Origin of the sequence: Microbacterium mcarthurae (assembly GCF_046064585.1) — a bacterium.
Classification (GTDB): domain Bacteria; phylum Actinomycetota; class Actinomycetes; order Actinomycetales; family Microbacteriaceae; genus Microbacterium; species Microbacterium mcarthurae.
On sequence record NZ_JAROCE010000003.1, the window covers coordinates 20752 to 39757 of the forward strand.

15 protein-coding genes and 2 pseudogenes are annotated in these 19006 nt (G+C 71.5%); 9 read left to right on the plus strand and 8 right to left on the minus strand.

The features are described from left to right. Positions 1 to 83: 83 nt before the first annotated feature. The 3 genes from P5G46_RS10145 to P5G46_RS10155 all read left to right on the plus strand — a co-directional run bounded on the left by P5G46_RS10145 (position 84) and on the right by P5G46_RS10155 (position 4079). On the plus strand, positions 84 to 452 hold the full coding sequence (locus P5G46_RS10145; protein WP_375094861.1) for a fluoride efflux transporter FluC: 369 nt from the start codon (positions 84 to 86) through the stop codon (positions 450 to 452). Continuing rightward, complete coding sequence (locus tag P5G46_RS10150; RefSeq protein ID WP_408905640.1) at positions 449 to 814, plus strand: fluoride efflux transporter FluC; 366 nt, start codon at positions 449 to 451, stop codon at positions 812 to 814. The genes P5G46_RS10145 and P5G46_RS10150 overlap by 4 nt, the downstream gene beginning before the upstream one ends. A 100-nt stretch (positions 815 to 914) precedes the next feature. Further along, entirely contained in the window at positions 915 to 4079 is a 3165-nt protein-coding gene (locus P5G46_RS10155) for an efflux RND transporter permease subunit (protein ID WP_408905641.1), read from the plus strand. A gap of 193 nt (positions 4080 to 4272) precedes the next feature. On the opposite strand, the pseudogene P5G46_RS10160 reads toward P5G46_RS10155, so the two are convergent. The 3 genes and pseudogenes from P5G46_RS10160 to P5G46_RS10170 form a co-directional block, all read right to left on the minus strand. Beyond that, positions 4273 to 4914, minus strand: a pseudogene (locus P5G46_RS10160) (DUF998 domain-containing protein); the annotation flags it as partial. A gap of 215 nt (positions 4915 to 5129) precedes the next feature. After that, positions 5130 to 6035 (minus strand): aldose 1-epimerase family protein, encoded by a 906-nt coding sequence (locus tag P5G46_RS10165; RefSeq protein WP_408905642.1) that lies wholly within the window; start codon positions 6033 to 6035, stop codon positions 5130 to 5132. Continuing rightward, positions 6032 to 6664, minus strand: coding sequence for an antibiotic biosynthesis monooxygenase (locus tag P5G46_RS10170; protein WP_375094857.1), 633 nt, complete (start codon positions 6662 to 6664; stop codon positions 6032 to 6034). The genes P5G46_RS10165 and P5G46_RS10170 overlap by 4 nt, the downstream gene beginning before the upstream one ends. A gap of 338 nt (positions 6665 to 7002) precedes the next feature. On the opposite strand from P5G46_RS10170, the gene P5G46_RS10175 reads away from it, so the two are divergent. Then, positions 7003 to 8994: a DEAD/DEAH box helicase gene (locus tag P5G46_RS10175; protein WP_408905643.1), complete on the plus strand. Its 1992-nt coding sequence runs from the start codon at positions 7003 to 7005 to the stop codon at positions 8992 to 8994. A 52-nt stretch (positions 8995 to 9046) separates the two neighbouring features. On the opposite strand, the pseudogene P5G46_RS10180 reads toward P5G46_RS10175, so the two are convergent. After that, positions 9047 to 10151, minus strand: a pseudogene (locus tag P5G46_RS10180) (Rv2578c family radical SAM protein). Between the two features lie 90 nt (positions 10152 to 10241). Next, on the minus strand, positions 10242 to 11627 hold the full coding sequence (locus P5G46_RS10185; RefSeq protein ID WP_239276050.1) for an FAD-dependent oxidoreductase: 1386 nt from the start codon (positions 11625 to 11627) through the stop codon (positions 10242 to 10244). A gap of 117 nt (positions 11628 to 11744) precedes the next feature. Here P5G46_RS10185 and P5G46_RS10190 point away from each other — a divergent pair, with 117 nt between their 5' ends. Together P5G46_RS10190 and P5G46_RS10195 are read left to right on the plus strand one after the other, a co-directional pair. Beyond that, entirely contained in the window at positions 11745 to 12419 is a 675-nt protein-coding gene (locus P5G46_RS10190; RefSeq protein WP_408905644.1) for an arsenate reductase/protein-tyrosine-phosphatase family protein, read from the plus strand. A 19-nt stretch (positions 12420 to 12438) separates the two neighbouring features. After that, positions 12439 to 12840 (plus strand): arsenate-mycothiol transferase ArsC, encoded by a 402-nt coding sequence (locus P5G46_RS10195; protein ID WP_408905645.1) that lies wholly within the window; start codon positions 12439 to 12441, stop codon positions 12838 to 12840. 51 nt (positions 12841 to 12891) lie between these two features. Here the strand turns inward: P5G46_RS10195 and P5G46_RS10200 are convergent, their stop codons facing one another. Beyond that, the gene (locus tag P5G46_RS10200) at positions 12892 to 14205 is read right to left on the minus strand and encodes an FAD-dependent oxidoreductase (protein WP_375094853.1); all 1314 of its coding nucleotides are present in this window, start codon (positions 14203 to 14205) and stop codon (positions 12892 to 12894) included. A 90-nt stretch (positions 14206 to 14295) separates the two neighbouring features. On the opposite strand from P5G46_RS10200, the gene P5G46_RS10205 reads away from it, so the two are divergent. The 3 genes from P5G46_RS10205 to P5G46_RS10215 all read left to right on the plus strand — a co-directional run bounded on the left by P5G46_RS10205 (position 14296) and on the right by P5G46_RS10215 (position 16374). Beyond that, positions 14296 to 14643: an ArsR/SmtB family transcription factor gene (locus P5G46_RS10205; RefSeq protein ID WP_375094852.1), complete on the plus strand. Its 348-nt coding sequence runs from the start codon at positions 14296 to 14298 to the stop codon at positions 14641 to 14643. Between the two features lie 20 nt (positions 14644 to 14663). Beyond that, positions 14664 to 15146, plus strand: coding sequence for a GNAT family N-acetyltransferase (locus tag P5G46_RS10210; protein WP_275438147.1), 483 nt, complete (start codon positions 14664 to 14666; stop codon positions 15144 to 15146). Positions 15147 to 15249: 103 nt separating this feature from the next. Further along, positions 15250 to 16374, plus strand: a complete 1125-nt coding sequence (locus P5G46_RS10215) for a M15 family metallopeptidase (RefSeq protein WP_375094851.1) — start codon at positions 15250 to 15252, stop codon at positions 16372 to 16374. A gap of 6 nt (positions 16375 to 16380) precedes the next feature. Here the strand turns inward: P5G46_RS10215 and P5G46_RS10220 are convergent, their stop codons facing one another. Together P5G46_RS10220 and P5G46_RS10225 are read right to left on the minus strand one after the other, a co-directional pair. Beyond that, the gene (locus P5G46_RS10220) at positions 16381 to 17157 is read right to left on the minus strand and encodes an energy-coupling factor transporter transmembrane component T family protein (protein WP_408905646.1); all 777 of its coding nucleotides are present in this window, start codon (positions 17155 to 17157) and stop codon (positions 16381 to 16383) included. Beyond that, positions 17154 to 18902, minus strand: a complete 1749-nt coding sequence (locus P5G46_RS10225; RefSeq protein WP_408905647.1) for an ABC transporter ATP-binding protein — start codon at positions 18900 to 18902, stop codon at positions 17154 to 17156. The genes P5G46_RS10220 and P5G46_RS10225 overlap by 4 nt, the downstream gene beginning before the upstream one ends. Between the last annotated feature and the right edge of the window lie 104 nt (positions 18903 to 19006).

Here is a 19006-nt window from a genome sequence, read left to right on the forward strand (position 1 = left end):
CCGATTGTCGGCGCCGCGCGGTGTCGGGCCGACGGGGTTGCGCGCGCGGCCGAGGCGGGCCGTGTGCGCGTAGGGTGTCGATCGTGGTGTCGTGGCGCGATCTCGTCTCGGTCGCCGTCGGGGGCGCACTGGGCACCGCCGCCCGCGCGGGGCTGACCCTGGCCTTCGCCGACGCTCTCGGCCCCGTGCTCGTGCCGATCATCAACGTCATCGGGGCGTTCGCGATCGGCATCCTGTTCGGAATCCGGGCGCGGATGCCGCGTTCTCCCCGCGCGCAGCGCGCGCAGCTGTTCTTCGGCACCGGCGTCCTCGGGGGGTTCACGACGTACAGTGCGCTCGCGGTGGAGTCCGCCGACGTGTCGTCGGCGTGGTGGGGCGTCGCGACCGTCGTGATCGGCACGCTCGCGGCGTGGGCCGGCGTCGTGATCGGCCGGGGGAGGCGGGCGCCGTGACGCCCCTGGTCTTCCTCGCGGTGACCGTCGCGGGCGGTGTCGGGGCGGCGGCGCGCTTCGTGGTGGACGGTTTCGTGCGCGCCCGAACCGGTGAACGCTTTCCCTGGGGGATTCTCCTGGTGAACGTGACGGGCGCGTTCGTGCTGGGGCTGCTGACGCCCCTCGTCGTCGACGAAACCTGGCGCTGGGTCGTGGGCACGGGGCTGCTCGGCGGGTACACGACCTTCAGCGCTGTGGCCGTGACCACCGCGCTGTTGGCCGAGGAGGGGCGCACGCGCGCCGCGACCTCGTACGCGGTGCTCTCATTCGCGGGCTCCGTCCTCGCGGCGGCGCTCGGGCTCACCCTCGGCAGTGCCGTCTGAGCGGCCTCCAGCGCCGGATCCGCGTGGGATACTGGCGGTGGATACAGTCCTGTATCGAACGGGCGCTCCGGTGCCCGTCGGCCGACCCGAAGGGCCTCGCGTGTCGTACCTGGCCGTGCTCAGCCTGCGCAACCGTGCGCTCATCGCCCTCGTCACGATCGTCGCCGCGGTCTTCGGCGGCCTGGCGCTGACCAGCCTCAAGCAGGAACTGATCCCTTCGATCGAGTTCCCGCAGCTCGCCGTGGTTACCACGTATCCCGGAGCGTCGCCCGAGGTGGTCGAGGCGGACGTGTCCACGCCGATCGAGAGCGCGATCCGCGGTGTGGAAGGGCTCGAATCGACGACCGCCACGAGCACGACGAACTCGTCGATCGTGTCGGCCTCGTTCACGTACGGCACCGATCTGGCCGCGGCGCAGCAGAAGATCCTCGCGGCCATCGCGCGCATCGACGACCAGCTGCCCGAGTCGACCGACACGACGGTGGCATCGGCGAGCATCGATGACTTCCCGGTCATCCAGCTCGCCGTCACGGGGTACTCCGATGCGCAGACCATCCAGTCGACCCTGGAGTCGACGGTGGTGCCCGCTCTCGAGGACGTCGACGGCGTCAATGCCGCCCAGGTGGTCGGCGGCACCGGGCAGCGCGTCACGATCACCCCCGATCCCGCCCGCCTGCAGGAGCGCGGCTTCAGCCAGCAGGCGATCTCCGATGCCCTCGACGCCAACGGCATCCTGTTCCCGGGCGGATCGATCACCGAGGGCGACGAGACCCTCACGGTGCAGACGGGCGCCAAGCTCACCAGCGTCGACGAGATCGCCGCGCTGCCGCTCGTGCCGACCGACGCCGCACAGGCGGCCGCGGGGCTGACGACCATCGGTGACGTCGCCGCGGTCGCTCAGCAGTCCGACCCGGTCACGACGCTGTCGCGCGTGAACGGTGAGCCCGCGCTGACCCTCGCGGTCACCAAGCTCCCGGCCGCCAATACCGTCGACGTCTCGCGCGGCGTGCTGGCCGCGATCCCCGACCTCGAGGCCTCGATCGGGGGCGCGACGTTCACGGTCGTGTTCGATCAGGCCCCGTTCGTCGAGCAGTCGATCGAGGCCCTCGCGCAAGAGGGGCTCCTCGGCTTGATCTTCGCCGTCGTGGTCATCCTCATCTTCCTCATGTCGGTGCGCTCGACGCTCGTGACGGCGATCTCGATCCCCACGAGCGTGCTGGCGACCTTCGTCGGCCTTCAGGCGTTCGGATACTCCCTCAACGTCCTCACCCTCGGCGCGCTCACGATCGCGATCGGACGCGTCGTCGACGACTCGATCGTGGTCATCGAGAACATCAAGCGTCACTACGTCGGGGACGCCGAGAAGATCCCCACCATCATCCGGGCAGTGCGCGAGGTGGCCGCGGCCATCACGGCCTCGACGATCACCTCGGTCGCGGTGTTCCTGCCGATCGCCTTCGTCGGCGACGTCACGGGCGAGCTCTTCCGGCCGTTCTCCCTCACCGTCACGATCGCCATGACCGCGTCGCTGCTGGTCTCGCTCACGATCGTGCCGGTGCTGGCGTCGTGGTTCCTCCGGCCCGGCAAGGTCGTCCGGGATGCCGAGGGCAACCCCGTCGATCCCGAGTCGCCCACCGCTCCGCCCTCCCGCCTGCAGAAGGCCTACGTGCCGGTCCTGCGCTGGACCCTCCGCCACTCGTGGGCGACGCTCGGCCTGGCCGTGCTCGTGCTCGCCGGGACCGTGGCATCCGTCCCCCTGTTGAAGACCGACTTCCTCGGCGACTCGGGTCAGAACACCTTCACCGTCACGCAGAAGATTGGCGCCGCACCGAGCCTGGATGCCGAGGACGCCGCCGCCCAGCGCGTCGAGGCGCTGCTGCGCGACATCCCGGGCGTCGAGACGGTGCAGACGTCCATCGGTTCCAGCGGGTCGGCTCTGCGGGACGCGTTCTCCGGCGGCGGGTCCGGCATCACGTACTCGATCACGTCGGAATCGGGCGTCGACCAGGTCGACCTGCGCGAACGCGTGCGCACCGCGGTGTCCGACCTCACCGACGCCGGCGAGATCGAGGTCAGCGCGCAGGGCGCGGGCTTCGGGTCGAGCGACATCTCGGTGGACGTCACCGCCCCCGACGGCCAGACGCTGCAGGAGGCGACCGACGCGGTGATGTCGGGCCTGGACGGGCGCGAGGGCATCGGGCAGGTGGCGAGCAGTCTCTCCGCTTCGCTGCCGTTCGTCTCGGTGCGGGTGGACCGGGATGCCGCCGCCGAGCGGGGACTGTCCGAGGGAGCCGTGGGTGCGCTGGTGTCGGGCGCGATGCAGCCGCGCCAAGCCGGCACGGTCGAGATCGACGGGCGCGGGGTCAGCGTGTACATCGCCTCGGACGACCCGCCCACGACGATCGACACCCTGCGGGCTCTCGAGATCCCGACCGCCCGTGGTCCCGTGCGCCTCGACGAGATCGCGACGGTGGAGACCAGCCAGACACCCCCGAGCATCACGACCTCGCGCGGCCTGCGGACGGCGACCGTGACCGTCACCCCCACGACCGACGACCTCGGCAGCTCCTCGGCCAGTGTGCGCGAGGCGCTCGATGACGTCTCGCTGCCCGAAGGGGCCACGGCGGAACTCGGCGGTGTCGTGACCGATCAGCAGGACGCGTTCGGCCAGCTCGGGCTCGCCCTGCTGGCGGCGATCCTCATCGTGTACGTCGTGATGGTGGCGACGTTCAAGTCGCTACGGCAGCCGCTCGAGCTCCTCGTCTCGGTGCCGTTCGCGGCGACCGGCGCGATCCTGATGCTCCTCGTGACGGGGGTCCCGCTGGGCGTCGCGGGCATGATCGGCGCGCTCATGCTGGTGGGCATCGTGGTGACGAACGCGATCGTCCTCATCGACCTCGTGAATCAGTACCGTGCGCGCGGATTGAGCGTGTTCGACGCCACGGTCGTCGGCGGATCCCGGCGACTGCGCCCCATCCTGATGACGGCGCTGTCGGCGATCTTCGCGCTCGTGCCGATGGCGCTGGGCATCACCGGGCACGGGGGATTCATCTCGCAGCCGTTGGCCGTCGTGGTGATCGGCGGGCTCGTGTCGTCGACGGTGTTGACGCTGCTCGTACTGCCGACGCTGTACAACCTGGTCGAGGGTGCGAAGGAGCGCCGTGCGGCGCGACGCGCGGCCACGACGACGGGCGACGCCGACGAGAAGGAGCCGTCGACGGACGAGCACCCGCTGAGCCGACGCGAGCTGCGCGAGCGGCACTGACCAGGACCGGGCGACGCCCCACGGCGTGAGCCCGCACCCGACGCGAGGGGCGCGACGCGAGCGCGGTGGCTGCCGCGGGCGCGGTGACGCGGGCCGATGCGGCGCGGGTCGCGGTGGCGCGGGTCGGCGCGGGTGCGGGGACGACCTCGGCTCGCACCGCGGCTCCGGCGAGGCAGTGGGTGAAGACGCCCGACCACACGAACATCGCGCTGAAGGCGATCACCTCGAACAGGGCGAGGTTGATGGTGGCGGTGACGAAGAGCCAGGCCCCGGCGAACAGGAACACGAACACCGACGACGTCGTCACGACGAGGCGCCGGGGCAGGCGGTGCAGCAGGAACGGCGACGTGAGCAGGAGCGCCGCGAACCCGAGCACCATCATCCCGGCGACCTTGTCGTGCAAATCCTTGTTCGTGTTCAGGGGGATGCAGCCCACGAGCGCCAGGTTGACGCCGATCACGGTGAGGAAGACGGCCGCAGATGTCGCCGCTCCTCGTCGGCCCGCGCGGCGCCCGAGCCGGCGGAGATCGCGACGGACGCGCACGGCGAAGACGACGACGAGCGAGCCGCCCACCTTCAGCGTCGTGTTGAAGAAGGCGGCGGAGAGATCTCCGAAGATGCCGAGCTGGCTGAAGTGCAGCTGCCACCACAGCGGATCGGTCGTCGTGAGGATGGAGGCCAGGATGCCACCGACCAGGACGACCAGGACGAGACCCGCCAGGTGCATGGTCGGCACGTCGTCGATGCGCCGGGTGAGGCGCCGTCCGAGGGCAGGGAGGACGGGAGAAGGGACGGCGGGGCGGACCACGATGCTCATGTCGGGCACTTTCGTCATGGACGGATCGGGCGTCCCCCTGCACCGCGAGACCCCAGCCCCCGTCGGCTCATTCGGGTAGAGCCGGGGAACGATGGTCCTCGGTCCTCCCGGCAGCGACGGAATCCGTCAAGGGAATGGTAACTTTCCCCGCCACCTCATAGGAAAGGTCTTGCCTGGAAATTTCCCAGATCGTAAAGGAAATCCTTTGTCCCCCATTTGGGGGACAAATCACCTCATCCGCGGTAAGAGACACCCCATTCCCGACGCAGATCGTCTCCGGTCTCGAGGGTGATCAGGTCGATGCCCGTGGCGAACGCGTTCGCGGGCGCGGTCATCGGCTCGATCGCGACCGCGAGCGGGTGCCCGGGGTAGCGGTCGGTGGTGAAGACCTGGGCCCATCCGAACCCCGCGTCCTGCCAGAGCTCCACGCGCCGGCCATCGGGTGCCGTGAGCGTGTGGTGCGCCCGCCCCTCGGCATCCCGGTCCAGTCCGCGGTAGGCGTTGTCGAGGGTGACATCGCCGAGCCGGCGCCCGGGACGCAGGTCGGTGGCCTCGTCGACCGGGACCTCGTCGACCGGCAGTTTGCGCTCGTCGAGCACGAGGGTCGTCGTCCCGGTGGAGTGGATCACGAGGTCTTCCGTGGGCACACCGCCGATCTGCAGGTACGGGTGGATGCCGAGCGCCACCGGCGCGGCGTCGGCACCGACGTTCTCGATGACGTGGGCCACGTGCAGGCCGTCGTCGAGCAGAGTGAAGGTCACGCGGGTGCGCAGATGGAAGGGGTATCCCGTCTGCGGAACGACGTCCGCACCGAGCACGAGCCGCTGATCCGACGTCTCGAGCAGGGTGTAGCTGGCGAAGCGCAGGAGTCCGTGGCTGGCGTTGCCGAGGGCGGGCTCGCTGACGGCCAGCTGCCGGTCGACGCCCTGGAAGATGTACTTGCCCCCGCGGATGCGATTGGGCCACGGCACCAGGACGACCCCCGAAGCGGCGGGCGTGGGGACGTCGTCGGCGTACCGCGGGACGAGGTCGACCCCGTCGACGGTGAGAGCGCGAAGGGCGGCGCCCACCTGCGCGATCTCGGCGGACGCGCGGGGACCGCGGAGATGAAAACGGTGGCCGGTGGGATCGGCGGTCATGGCGAGGCCTTTCGGGAACGGGGTGGGCGCTGCAACCAGGGTCGCAGCAGGCGCGTCACCCACGGAAGCACGGCGTAGGTCATCACAGGGGTCAGCAGCAGCGTCGTCGCCAGAACGCGAAGCGGGAGCGGGATCTCGGCGAAACCGGGAACGAATCCCAGCAGCCAGCTGGCAAGGAGGTTGGTCGGGAAGAAACCCACCCAGATCGTCACGGCCTGCTTCCACCGGGGTGGCGCGACCGGGACGGGCTGCTGCACGGTCTGGGTCGTGGCATCCGTCCCGCTCCGCGTCTCGACGTGCAACGCGAGGGGCGCGTCGAACCAGCCCTCGATGCCGGTGCGGCGTTCGACCCGCTCCTCGCGTGCGAAGGGGCGACCGGAATCGAGCCACCACTGCCGTTGCGCGGAGGTCTCCCACCCCTCCAGCGTCGCGATGTCACGGAAGCGGTAGAGCATGTACCAGAGGTCGCTGTCTTCGCCCGCGCGCACCCAGCCCGAGCCGAGAAAGCCGGGGAAGGCGGTCGCGAGGTCGGTTCCGGCCTGCATCCAGGAGGTCGCTTCGGCGGTGCGCAAGGGGTCGATGCGCCGCTCGATCGCCACCGTGATGGGGTGGGCGTCGGTGTCTGCCATGTCTCCATCTTCGGTCTTCTCCTCGCGCGAGTCGCCACGATTTGTCGCTTCGCGCGCTGTGAGGGCGACAAATCCTGGCGACTCACGCGGGCGGGGGCAGGGGCGGCATGGAGTGGGACATGGATGCCATTCCCAGGCCGGACCTGTACCGTTGGTGGGTCGGCTCTGGACACCGTGCGTGATGCGCGGATGGGTTTGTGAGTCCAAGGGGCCGATGGAGAGAACGCGATCGCGTCTCGACCATCACTAGTGAATGGCCCCCGGCCGACGGATGTCCGGGTTTGCATCGCCGTGCGGTGCAGCTGTTTCGCGCGAACAGAACCCAGAAGGACACACCCATGCCCAAGAACAAGAAGCCCGCCGGCGGCCGCGCCGCGAAGAACTTCGAGCCCCGCTACGGCGCGAAGACGTCGTTCCAGGACCGCAAGCGACGGCCCGGAACCGACGCCCCCGCCAAGCCCGGGAGCAAGAGCCCGAACCACCGCGGCTACCGCGCGCCCGAGGCCGAGGCCGCCCCCGCCAAAGCCCGATGGACTGCGCAGGAGCGCGCGGGTCGCGACGAGGCGCGCGGCATCCGCAGCCAGGCCCGCGGCGGCGAGCGTTTTGCGCGACCCGATCGGGATGCCGGCGCCCGCGGCCGTGATGACCGTGACGCCCGTTCGTTCGATCGTCGTGATGACCGTCCGGCGCGTTCGTTCGATCGCAGCGATCGCCCGGCCCGTGACGACCGCCCGGCGCGTTCGTTCGATCGCCGTGACGACCGCCCGGCGCGTTCGTTCGACCGCCGCGATGACCGTCCGGCGCGTTCGTTCGATCGCCGTGACGACCGTCCGGCGCGTTCGTTCGACCGCAGCGATCGCCCGCCCCGCGATGACCGTCCGGCGCGTTCGTTCGACCGCCGCGATGACCGTCCCGCGCGCGACGACCGCCCCGCGCGCTCCTTCGACCGCCGCGATGATCGCCCCGCGCGTGACGATCGCCCCGCGCGCTCGTTCGAGCGCCGCGACGACCGTCCCCGCCGCACCGACGGACCAAACCGCTCGGATTGGAATGCGTCCCCGGCGCGCTCGGCCGAGCACGAGCAGCGTGTCGACGTCGTGCACGAGCGCCTGCAGGCGGAAGCCGTCGATGCGGCGACCGTGGCCGAGGCGAGCTTCGCCGACCTGGGGCTCGGTGACAACATCGTGCGCGCTCTCGCGGGTCTGGGTGCCGCGAGCCCATTCCCGATCCAGGCGGCCACGGTGACTCCGATCCTCGAGGGTCGCGACGTCCTCGCGCGCGGTCGCACCGGGTCGGGCAAGACCATCGCCTTCGGCGCCCCGATGGTCGAGAGCATCCTCCGCGCGCAGGCGGGAAAGAAGCGCGAGTTCGGCCGGGCGCCGAAGGCGCTCATTCTCGCCCCCACGCGCGAGCTCGCGCTGCAGATCGACCGCACCGTCCAGGTGATCGCGCGCAGCGTGGGGCTGTTCACGACGCAGGTGTACGGCGGTGTGCCGCAGGCGCGCCAGGTCGGCGCGCTCAAGAAGGGCGTCGACATCGTCATCGGCACCCCCGGCCGCATCGAAGACCTGCTGAACCAGGGCAAGCTCGACCTCTCCGACGTGCAGGTCGCGGTGCTGGACGAGGCCGACCACATGTGCGAGCTCGGGTTCCTCGAGCCGGTGCAGCGGATCCTCCGCGCGACGGCGGACGGGAGCCAGAAGCTGCTCTTCTCCGCGACGCTCGACCGCGAGGTCGCGGCGCTCGTCGACGAGTTCCTCGTCGAGCCGGCGGTCTACGAGGTCGCCGGCGAGGACCAGGACTCGGGCACCATCGATCACCGCGTCCTCGTCATCGATCACCGTGACAAGGCCGAGATCCTCGGCTCGCTCGTCGATCGCGACGGCAAGACGCTCGTCTTCGCCCGCACCCGCGCCTACGCCGAGATGCTCGCGGAACAGTTCGACGAGGCCGGCATCGCTGCGGTCGCCCTGCACGGCGACCTCAACCAGCAGAAGCGCACGCGCAACCTGGAGAAGCTCACCTCGGGCCGCGTCAACGTGCTCGTGGCCACGGACGTCGCCGCTCGCGGCATCCATGTCGACGACATCGATCTGGTGATCCAGGCCGACGCCCCCGACGAGTACAAGACCTACCTGCACCGCTCCGGGCGCACCGGGCGCGCCGGTCGTCGCGGAACGGTCGTGACGCTCATTACGCGTCAGCGGCGTCGTCGGATGACCGAGCTGCTGGATCGCGCCGAGATCGAGGCCCCCTTCGAGGAGACCCAGCTCGGCGACGACCTCCTCGAGGAGCTGGCGGGCCGTCAGCTCTCCGACGTCACGTCGTAAGCGCCATCACGACAGCCCCGTCCGCCGTGAGCGGGCGGGGCTGTCGGTGTCTTCAGAAGAGGGTCGGTTCGCTGGCCGGAACGACGGAGGGACGGCCGGATGCCACCGACCCGGTGGTGCGCACGGGGCCCAGCCGCGGCGCGGTAGGTGTGCGCGCCGCGAGTCCGGGCTGCGGTCGGCCTCGTGGGTGGTCGTCTTCGTCCCACCCGTCGAGGCGGTGCATTCGCAGCAGTGGCTGCATGCGTCTGCCCAGCCACCGGCGGTAGGCCTGCGGTGCCTGGACCGACGCGCCCGGGTACAGGCCGCGGTACGACGACTCCAGCTCGGGGTGCTCGCGCGCGAGCCACTGGAGGAACCATTCCTTGGCGCCCGGACGCAGGTGCAGGGCGCCGTAGACGACGCGCGCGGCCCCGGCCTCACGGACGCGGCCGAGGGCGTGGTCGAGAGCCGCGATGGAGTCGGTGAGGTGGGGCAGGATCGGCATGAGGAAGACCGTGACGCGGAACCCCGCGTCGGTCGCGGCGCGAACGGTGTCGAGCCGCGCTTCGGCGGTCGGCGTGCCCGGTTCGATCGAGCGCTGCAGAGCGTCGTCGAACACGGCGATCGACATCGCGAGCGTGACCCGCACCTCTGTCGCCGCATCGGCGAGCAGGGGCAGGTCGCGGCGCAGGAGTGTTCCCTTGGTCAGGATCGAGAACGGTGTGCGGTTCTCGGTGAGCGCGCCGATGATGTCGGGCATCAGTCGGTAGCGGCCCTCGGCGCGCTGGTACGGGTCGGTGTTGGTGCCGAGCATCACGGGCTCGCGCGCCCATGATCCGCGCCGCAGCTCCGTGCGCAGCACGTCGGCGACGTTCACCTTCACCACGATCTGGGAGTCGAAGTCGGAACCGGAGTCGAGGTCGAGGTACTCGTGCGTCTTGCGGGCGAAGCAGTAGGCGCACGAGTGGCTGCACCCGCGGTACGGGTTCACTGTCCAGTCCGAAGGGCATGGCGGATGCTCCGGGGACACGGTTCAGGGCGGTCTTGCAGAGCACCTCGTGGAAGGTCATTCCGGCGAACTCCGGCGTGGTCACGGAACGCACGAGGCCGTCCATGCGCTCCATGCCCGGCAGTGCCGCGGAGTCGTCGACGCCGAGCTGTTGTCCCTGCCATCTCATTCCCCTATGGGAACAGATCTTCGAAAGAATGACAAGCGGAGTGGGGGAAAAGGCGAAGACGTTCGTACGCCGACGGCCGATCCGGCCCGGTCAGTGTGCGGCCGCGAAATCGCGAACGTCACGCTCCCACGCCTGGGATGCCATCTGCACGGCATCCCAGGGGGAGCCGAGCGGCGGCGTGTAGGAGAGATCAAGATCGCTCAGTGCGGCAACGGTCATGCCGTGGTGCAGTGCCGTGGCGTACGTGTCGATGCGCTTGGCGATCTCGGCGCCGCGGGTGCCGACCATCTGCGCGCCGAGGAGGCGCCCGTCGCGCTCGTCGCCGGTGATGCGGATGCTGATGGGGGTCGCGCCGGGGTAGTAGCGCTTGTGATCGTCGGCGACGGCGGTGTGGCTGTGCGGCGAGAGGTGTGCGGCGGCCGCCTCGTGATCGCGCAACCCGGTCCGCGCGGCGACGACGTCGAACACCTTCACCACCTGCGTCCCCAGGCTGCCGGCGAAGCGGGCGTCCCCGCCGATGGCGTTCTCGCCCGCGACGCGCCCCTGCTTGTGGGCGGTCGTGCCCAGGGGGAGGTAGGTGACGCCGAGCTGGCGGTGGTGTGTGACGACGCCGTCGCCGGCGGCCCACACGTGCGGCAGGCCGGTGCGCATCCGATCGTCGACGACCACCGCTCCGCCGGCGCCCGTGGCGGCGCCCGCGGCCGTGAGGAGCGCGGTGTTGGGGCGGACCCCCACGACGACGAGGACGAGGTCGGCGCTCCGCGAGAAGGCGCCGCCGTCGCGCGTGCCGGTCACGGTGAGGCGTCCGTCGTCGCGCGCGACGGAGGTGATCCGTGTGCCCGTCACGACGTCGACCCCGTGGTGCACGAGTTCGGCGCGGACGAGCGAGCCGAGTTCGGGGTCGAGGGTCGAGAGCACCTCGGGGCCGCGCTGCAGTTGCGTGACCGTGAGTCCGCGAACCGTGAGCGCTTCGGCCATCTCCAGGCCGACGTAGCCCGCGCCGACGATGATCGCCGACTCCGGTCGGTGGTCGTCGAGGTACCGCTCGAGGGCGAACGTGTCGCCCATGGAGTGCAGGAGGTGCACTCCGTCATCGGGTCCCAGTCGATCGAGTCCGGAGATTCCCGCGGTCGACGGCGAGGCGCCCGTGCCGACCATGAGGGCGTCGTAGGGGATCGTCGACTCCACGCCGTCGGCGTCGCGCACCGACAGGGTGCGCCCCTCGACGTCGATGCCGGTGGCGAGGGTGTCCAGGCGCAGGGTCATGCCCGTGGCTTCCAGGTCGGCGTGGGTGCGGTGGGCGAGGGACTGCCAGGGCTGCACTTCGCGGGAGAAGTAGTACGGGATGCCGCAGATCGAGAAGTTCGGGTAGCGGTCGGCCACGACGACGGTGACGTCGACCGAGGGGTCGAGCTCGCGGGCGCGCAGGGCGGTGGAGATGCCGGCGTCGCTTCCGCCGATGGCGACAAGGTGCATGGGGTGCCTCTCGGGAGGGGTGGGTCGTCGCTCGCGCAGCGGGCGGGGGTGCTGGCGATGCCCGGCGCGATGACCTCATCTTGACGCGGCCTAATTGAGTCAGTCAATATTGAGTTAATGAACGTTGAGCAAATGCCGGACGTGACCGCGCGAGCTGCGAGGCACGCCGCGCTCGGCGACCCGTCGCGCCTCCACATCATTGATCTCCTGACCCTCGGCGACCTCTCCCCGTCGGAAATCCGCGCCGTGTTGGGCCTGTCGTCGAACCTCGTCGCGCACCATCTCAACGTGCTGGAGTCCGTCGGCATGGTGGAGCGGTCGCGGTCGGAAGCCGACAAACGGCGCAGTTACGTGCACCTCACCGAGGTGGCGCTCGCCGGGCTCCTCCCCGGCCGCACCGAGCGCGCGAGCCGGGTGCTCTTCGTCTGCACCGCGAACTCCGCGCGCTCGCAGCTCGCCGCCGCCCTCTGGGCGACGCGGAGCGACATTCCCGTGGCATCCGGGGGCACGCACCCCGCCGCGCGCGTCTCTCCCGGCGCCGTCGCCGTCGCCGAGCGTCACGCCCTCGCCCTGAGCGACGTCACCCCCCGACCGTTGGATGCCGTGCGCGGTGAGTCCGACTTCGTCATCACCGTGTGCGACAACGCCCACGAGGAACTGGGCGTCGCGGGCGATCTGCACTGGTCAATCCCCGACCCCGTGCGGATCGGCACCGACGTCGCTTTCGACTCCGCCTACGACGAGCTCGAGCGGCGCATCAGCGAGCTCGCACCCCGCCTCGCCTCCCGTTGACCCCGATCAGAAAGCATCCATGAGCACCACCGACACCCCCACGGTCCTCTTCATCTGCCAGCACAACGCCGGCCGCTCCCAGCTGGGCGCCGCGCTGCTGGAACACCTCGCCGGTGACCGCTTCGTCGCGGAGTCCGCGGGTCTCTCGCCGGCCGACGAGGTGAATCCCGCGGTGGCCGCGACCGTGGCCGAGATCGGCATGGACATCGCCGATCGAGTGCCGCGCGCGGTCACTCCCGACGATCTCGAGCGGGCCGACGTCGTCGTGCTGATGAAGCCGGGACTCACGCTCCCGTCGACTCCCCGAGGAGAAGTCCTCGAGTGGTCCTTCCCCAACCCCGAAGCCTGGGATGCCGAGGCGGTCCGGCCCCTGCGGGAGGCGGTGTCCGAGAAGATCCAAACGTCACTGCTGTCGCGCTGACGCCCCGAGACGGCGGGAGGGCGGGCCCGTCGACCCGCCCTCCCGCGGCGTTCACACGGCAGCCGGTGTGCGTCCGATGCTGAGCAGCGGCGGCGCACAGCACGCTCCGCCTGCGGGCGTCCCCGACGCGTCGAAGAGGCCCGCACCGCCGCATACCCCGGTGTCGGGGAGGGCGAGCTCGACGCGTCGCGCGGCTTCGTGGTCGCCCGCGAGCTCGGCGACGACGCTCCGCACCTGCTCGTACCCGGTGAGCGCGAGGAACGTGGGAGCCCGGCCGTAGGACTTCGCGCCGACGAGGTAGAAGTCCGGTTCCGGCTGAGCCAGATCGGCGGCCCCGGTGGCGGCCACCGATCCGCACGAGTGCACGTTCGGGTCGACCTCCGCGGCGATGCGGACGGGCGCCTGCAACGTGGGGTCGAGTTCCAGCCGCAGCTCCGAGAGGAACGACAGGTCGGGCCGGAACCCGGTGAGGACCACGACCCGGTCCGCCGTGAGCGTCCGACCGTCCTCGGCGATGAGGGTCGTCCGATCCCCGTCGCGTGCAACGCGTTCGGTACGGAAGCCGGTGACGAGCGAGACGAGTCCTGCTTCGACGTGCTCTCGAGCTCGGATGCCGAGTGCCCCCCGCGCGGGCAGCTCGTCGGCCTCGCCCCCGCCGAAGGCGTTGCCGGTGGTGGCGCGACGCAGGGCCCAGGTGACGGTGGTCGACGGGTCTCTGCGCGCCATGCGGGCGAGCGCCAGCACGGCCGTCACCGCCGAGTGGCCGGAGCCGACGACCACGGTGTGCTTGCCCTCGAAGCCTTCCCGGTCTCGGAAGTCGGGGATGCGGTAGGAAAGGGCCTCCGCGGCCCCCGTCTCGCCGATCGCGGGGAGGCCGTCGGCGCCGGCCGGATTGGGCGTCGCCCACGTGCCCGAGGCGTCGATGACCGCGCGCGCGAGAAGGCGGTACTCCTCTCCCTCTTCGGGGGTGACGTGGACGACGAAGGGCTGCTCCCCGCGTCCCGCGTCGACGAGGCGGTCGCGCCCGCGGCGCGACACACCCGTCACGCGGCTGCGGTAGCGAATGCGCTCGCCGAGGACCGCGGCGAGCGGGGCGAGGTACTTCTCGATCCACTGCGCGCCCGTCGGGAAGCCGGACGTGGGGGCGGTCCAGCCGGTGGGCTCGAGGAGGCGGTGGGCGGCGGCATCCACCAGTTCGGTCCATTCGGAGAACAGGCGCACGTGGCCCCACTCCTGCACGGCCGCAGCGGCGGAGGCTCCGGCCTCCAGTACGACGACCGGCACGTTGCGCTCGACCAGGTGGGCGGCCGCGGCCAACCCCTGGGGTCCCGCGCCGATCACGGCGACAGGCAGCATGTTCTCCATCGGAGTCCTCATCTCTCATCGACGAATCTCGATGGATAGAGAATGGTGGATGCATCGACAGATGTCAATGCGACGTGGCAGAATCAGGACATGACGTCGCTGCCGCTCCTGCCCGTGGTCGATTCCGCCGCCTGTTGCTCCTCGGTCACCCGCGGTGTGCTCACGGCGGAGGAAGCCGAGCGCACCGCGCGGACGTTCAAGGCTCTGGGCGACCCCACCCGCGTGCGCCTGCTGTCACTGATCGCCGCGTCCGGCGACGGCGAAGCCTGCATCTGCGACCTCACCGAGCCGGTCGGGCTGTCGCAGCCGACCGTCTCTCACCACATGCGCGTCCTCGTGGACGCGGGTTTGGCGACGCGCGAGCAGCGGGGGCGGTGGGCGTACTACCGCGTGGTGACCGACGCACTCGAGAGCGCTTCGCGCGCCCTCCGGCCGTGAGTGACGTCCTCGTCCGCGCCATGACGGCGGACGATTGGGCCGAGACCGAGACGATCTACCGCGAGGGCATCGAGGCGGGGAACGCGACGTTCGAACGCCGTCCTCCCTCGTGGGAGGCGTTCGACACCGGGAAGCTCCATGTCGGACGTCTCGTCGCCGTCGGACCCGACCGGCGCGTCCTCGGGTGGATCGCGGCGTCGGCGGTGTCGTCGCGCGAGGTGTACCGCGGAGTCGTCGAGCACTCCGTCTATGTGGCCGAACACGCGCACGGTCGCGGCGTGGGCGGGGCACTTCTGCGCGCGTTCCTGAGCGAGGTCGACACGGCCGGCATCTGGACCGTCCAGTCGAGCGTCTTCCCGGAGAACACCGCGAGTCTCGCGCTGCACGAGCGCTTCGGCTTCCGCCGGGTCGGGCATCGCGAGCGCATCGCGCTGATGACGTACGGCCCGTGGGCGGGCCAGTGGCGCGACACCGTCCTCATCGAGCGACGCCGGGCGGAGTAGCCGCGGGCGCGCCGCCCCGGGCCCGCGGGTGCGACTCCGCGCGCCTTCCATGGCGGGAGCGTCGAGTTCGACCGCGAAGGTTCCGGGGGTGAGAATGGGTCGAGTGACGTCCTTCGACCCCGAGCTCTCGCCCCGTCGCGCCGCGCGCGCCGAGGCCGAGCGTCAGGCGACGGCCGCGCTCACCCTCCCCCCTTCCCCCGCATCGAGGTCAGCGAACACCGAGAGCCCGGTGCCGTCCCGTCGGGAACGGCGGGCTGCTTCGCCGCGCTCCCGTGCGCTGGTGCCCGCCGTGCTGCGGGGCCGCACGGTGGCCTTCCGGCGGCGTCTCGCGGTTCTCGCGCTCGTGGCGGTGGTGGTCCTCGCCGGCGTGATCGCGATCGGATCGGCCGTCGCCGCGCGTCACGACGCCGACGCGCCCGACACAGCGGTCGCGGCATCCCTGGCGGGCCCGCCCGCGGTTCCGGCCGAAGGGCTGCCCGTTCCGGTGATCTCCGAGGCGCCCGCGCCCGCGAGCCCGTGCGACGACCCGACGTTCACCTCCGCCCTGGCCTCGGGCGATGACGGCGCCACGATCGCCGCGATCGGCGGGGGCGAGGCGTTCCGGGCGGCCGTGGCATCCGGAATCGCCCCGTGCATCTCGCTCTCGGATGCGAACCGGCAGTGGGTGGTGGTCAACAAGCAACGGCCCTACGACCCGGCCGACTACCGCCCGGGCGACCTGGTGATGCCCGACGATGTCCGCGCGCTGGAGGAGTCGGCGCTGCGCCGCCCCGCGGCCGACGCGCTGACGGCGATGGTGCGGGCGGCCGCGGACGCCGGCGCGGGGGAGATCGGATACCTGAGCGCGTTCCGCTCGTACGCGACGCAGGAGCAGACCTACGCGGGCCGCGTCGCTGTACGCGGTGTGGAGGAAGCGGATCGGGAAAGCGCTCGCCCCGGGTTCAGCGAGCATCAGTCCGGACTGGCCGTCGACATCGTGCCGTGCCGAGGGTCGTGCGGCACGCTCGACGACGTCGCGGGGTCGTCGCAGGGCGCGTGGGTGCGCGACCACGCGTGGGAGTTCGGCTTCATCACCCGCTACGACGTCGGGCGCACCGACGTGACCGGGTACGAGCCCGAGGCGTGGCACCTGCGCTACATCGGTCCGGAGCTGGCGAAGGCCTACCGCGACGGCGGGTACACGACGCTCGAGGAGTTCTTCGGCCTCCCCGCGGCGCCGGTGTACTGACGGCGGTCACACGACCACGAACAGGGTCGCCGACACCGCCCAGACGCCCAGCACGAAGAGCGTGTCGCGTGGTCGCCAGGGCACGTGGTGACGTTCGGTGCGGTCGGGGTGGGCCCCGAAGGCGCGCGCGTCCATGGCCAGGGCGACGCGCTCGGCGTGACGGATGGCGCCGGCGAGGAGGGGCACCACGGTCTGCGCCCACCGCGCGGGTGCGGTCAACGGGCCGCCGGTCGCGCCCCGCACCCGATGCGCCTGCCGGATCAGCTCGAGCTCACGCCCGAAGCGCGGAACGAACCGGATCGCCGCCAGGGCGGCGTAGCCGATGCGGTACGGCACGCGGAGCTGCTGCACCAGCGCGCGCACCAGGTCCGCGCCGGCCGTGGTGAGTCCGCCGATGAACGCGAGCGTCATAATCGCGGCCAGTCGCAGGCCCGTCGCCAGACCCACCGACAGGGCGCCGTCGGTCAAGGCCCATCCGCCGATACGCATCACCTCCGTCGTCGGCGCCGCTCCGGCGGGGTCGACCCACACCGCGAACCCGAGCCCCACGACGACGACCGCGGTCGGCACGACCACGCCGAGCAGGAGGAGTCCGCGCGCGGACAGCCGCGCGCCGGCGAGGAGCGTGGCGTAGGCGAGTGCGAGGAAGGCGAGAGGGGTGCCGATGTCGCGCACGAACACCAGCGCCACCATCGCCGGCAGCGGTGCGGCGAGTTTGGCGAGCGGATTGAGTCCCGGCAAGAAGCCGCGGCGCGCGACCGGGATCGCCGTCGCGGCGGTCATCGCGCACCCCCGGGAAGGTCGCGCAGACGCGCCACGTCCGCGAGCTCGGGATGCCGCTCGAGCCCCGCGAGCGCGCGGCGCAGGGGCGGGACGCCCAGACCCGTGCGGGCGAGCAGCGGCGCGTCCGCGAACACGGCGTCGACCGGCGCGTCGGCGACGAGGCGCCCGGCATCCATCACCACCACCCGATCCGCGTGCTCGGCGACCAGCTGCAGGTCGTGCGTCACCACGATGACGGTCGTCCCGGTGGCGCGCAGGTCGTCGAGCATCGCGAGCATCTCGTCGGCGCGGGCACGATCCTGACCGAACGTGGGTTCGTCGAGCACGAGCAGACGCGCGCCGCCGATGAGCGCCGTCCCCACCGACAGGCGCCGCTTCTGGCCCCCCGACAGGAGGAACGGGTGCGCGTCCGCCCGCTCGGTGAGTCCGAAGCGATCGAGCATCTCGTCGACGCGGGCGCGGATCTGCGCCTCGGGCGCGCGGAGTCGGCGCAGGCCTTGGGCGAGTTCGTCGAACACCGACGTCGCGAGGAACTGGTGCTCGGGGTTCTGGAACACGAACCCGACGTGCCGCGAGAGCTCCCGCTCGGGTATGCGCCGCACGTCTCGTCCGTCGAGCTGCACGGTACCGCGTGGCGGGCGCCGGACCCCGGCGAGCGTCTGCGCGAGGGTGGTCTTCCCGGCGCCGTTGCGGCCGACGACGGCGACGAACGCCCCCGCGGGAACCTCGAGGTCGACTTCGCGCAGCACCGTCACGCGCCCCCGCGAGATCGTCAGCCCCCGCGCGCGCAGGATCACCTCACCGCCCGCGGGCGTCGTGGGCGGACGAGGGGCGGATGCCGTCACGGGCGGTGCCGTGTCATCGAGAGCGGCCCGCAACTCCTCGGGGGTCAGGGGCAGACGCGCGAGCGGGTAGCCGGCGCGGCGCAGTCGCAGCGCCGCGAGGGTCGCGGTGGGCAGCCACACCCCGAGCTCGTGCAGTTCCGACGCGCGTTCGCGGAGCACCTCGTCGACGTCCCCGTCGGCGATGACGCGCCCCTCGCCGTCGAGCGCGACGACCCGGTCGACCAGGGGCATCGCGGCATCCAGGTCGTGTTCGATGAGCACGACCGCGCGGTCGCCGCGCGCCACGATCTCAGCGAGGGCCGCGTAGACCTCGACGACCCCGGCCGGGTCGAGGCTCGCGGTGGGTTCGTCCAGGACGAGGAGCGGGGATGCCATGGCCAGGGCGCACGCGATCGCGAGGCGTTGACGGCCCCCGCCGGACAGGACGTCGGGGGAATCGTGGCGTCGTTCCCACAGCCCGACGCGGCGCAGCGCCGTCTCCGCGCGCGCGAGCACCTCGTCCACGGGCAGCCGCAGATTCTCGGGGCCGAAGCACACCTCGTCGAGCACGGTGCCGGTGATGAGCTGGGTGTCGGGATCCTGGAAGACCATGGCCACCGCGGGCGCGAGGTCCGCGACAGGGGTGGCGCCGGCATCCTGTCCGCCCACGATCACGGTTCCGGTGACCTCCGCGGGGACGGAGTGAGGGATCAGTCCGTTCATTGTGAGGGCCAGGGTGGACTTGCCCGATCCGCTCGGTCCGAGCACCAGTACGACTTCGCCGGGTCGCACCTCGAAGCTCACGTCGGCGGGCGTCGCACGGTCGGCCTCGAGGTGCGTGACGGCCACGTTCCGCAGACGCAGCAGGGCGTCGACGCCCGCGCGGGGCGCCGCGGCGGTCGGGTGCGGGTGGGCGGTCACGGCTGTCCTGTCGGCGAGGATGCCAGTCTAGTTAGGCAGCCCTTACCCTTCGGGCTCGACCTCTCGACGTCGAAGCGTGGGGTGCGGGGCATCGATGGTCCGCG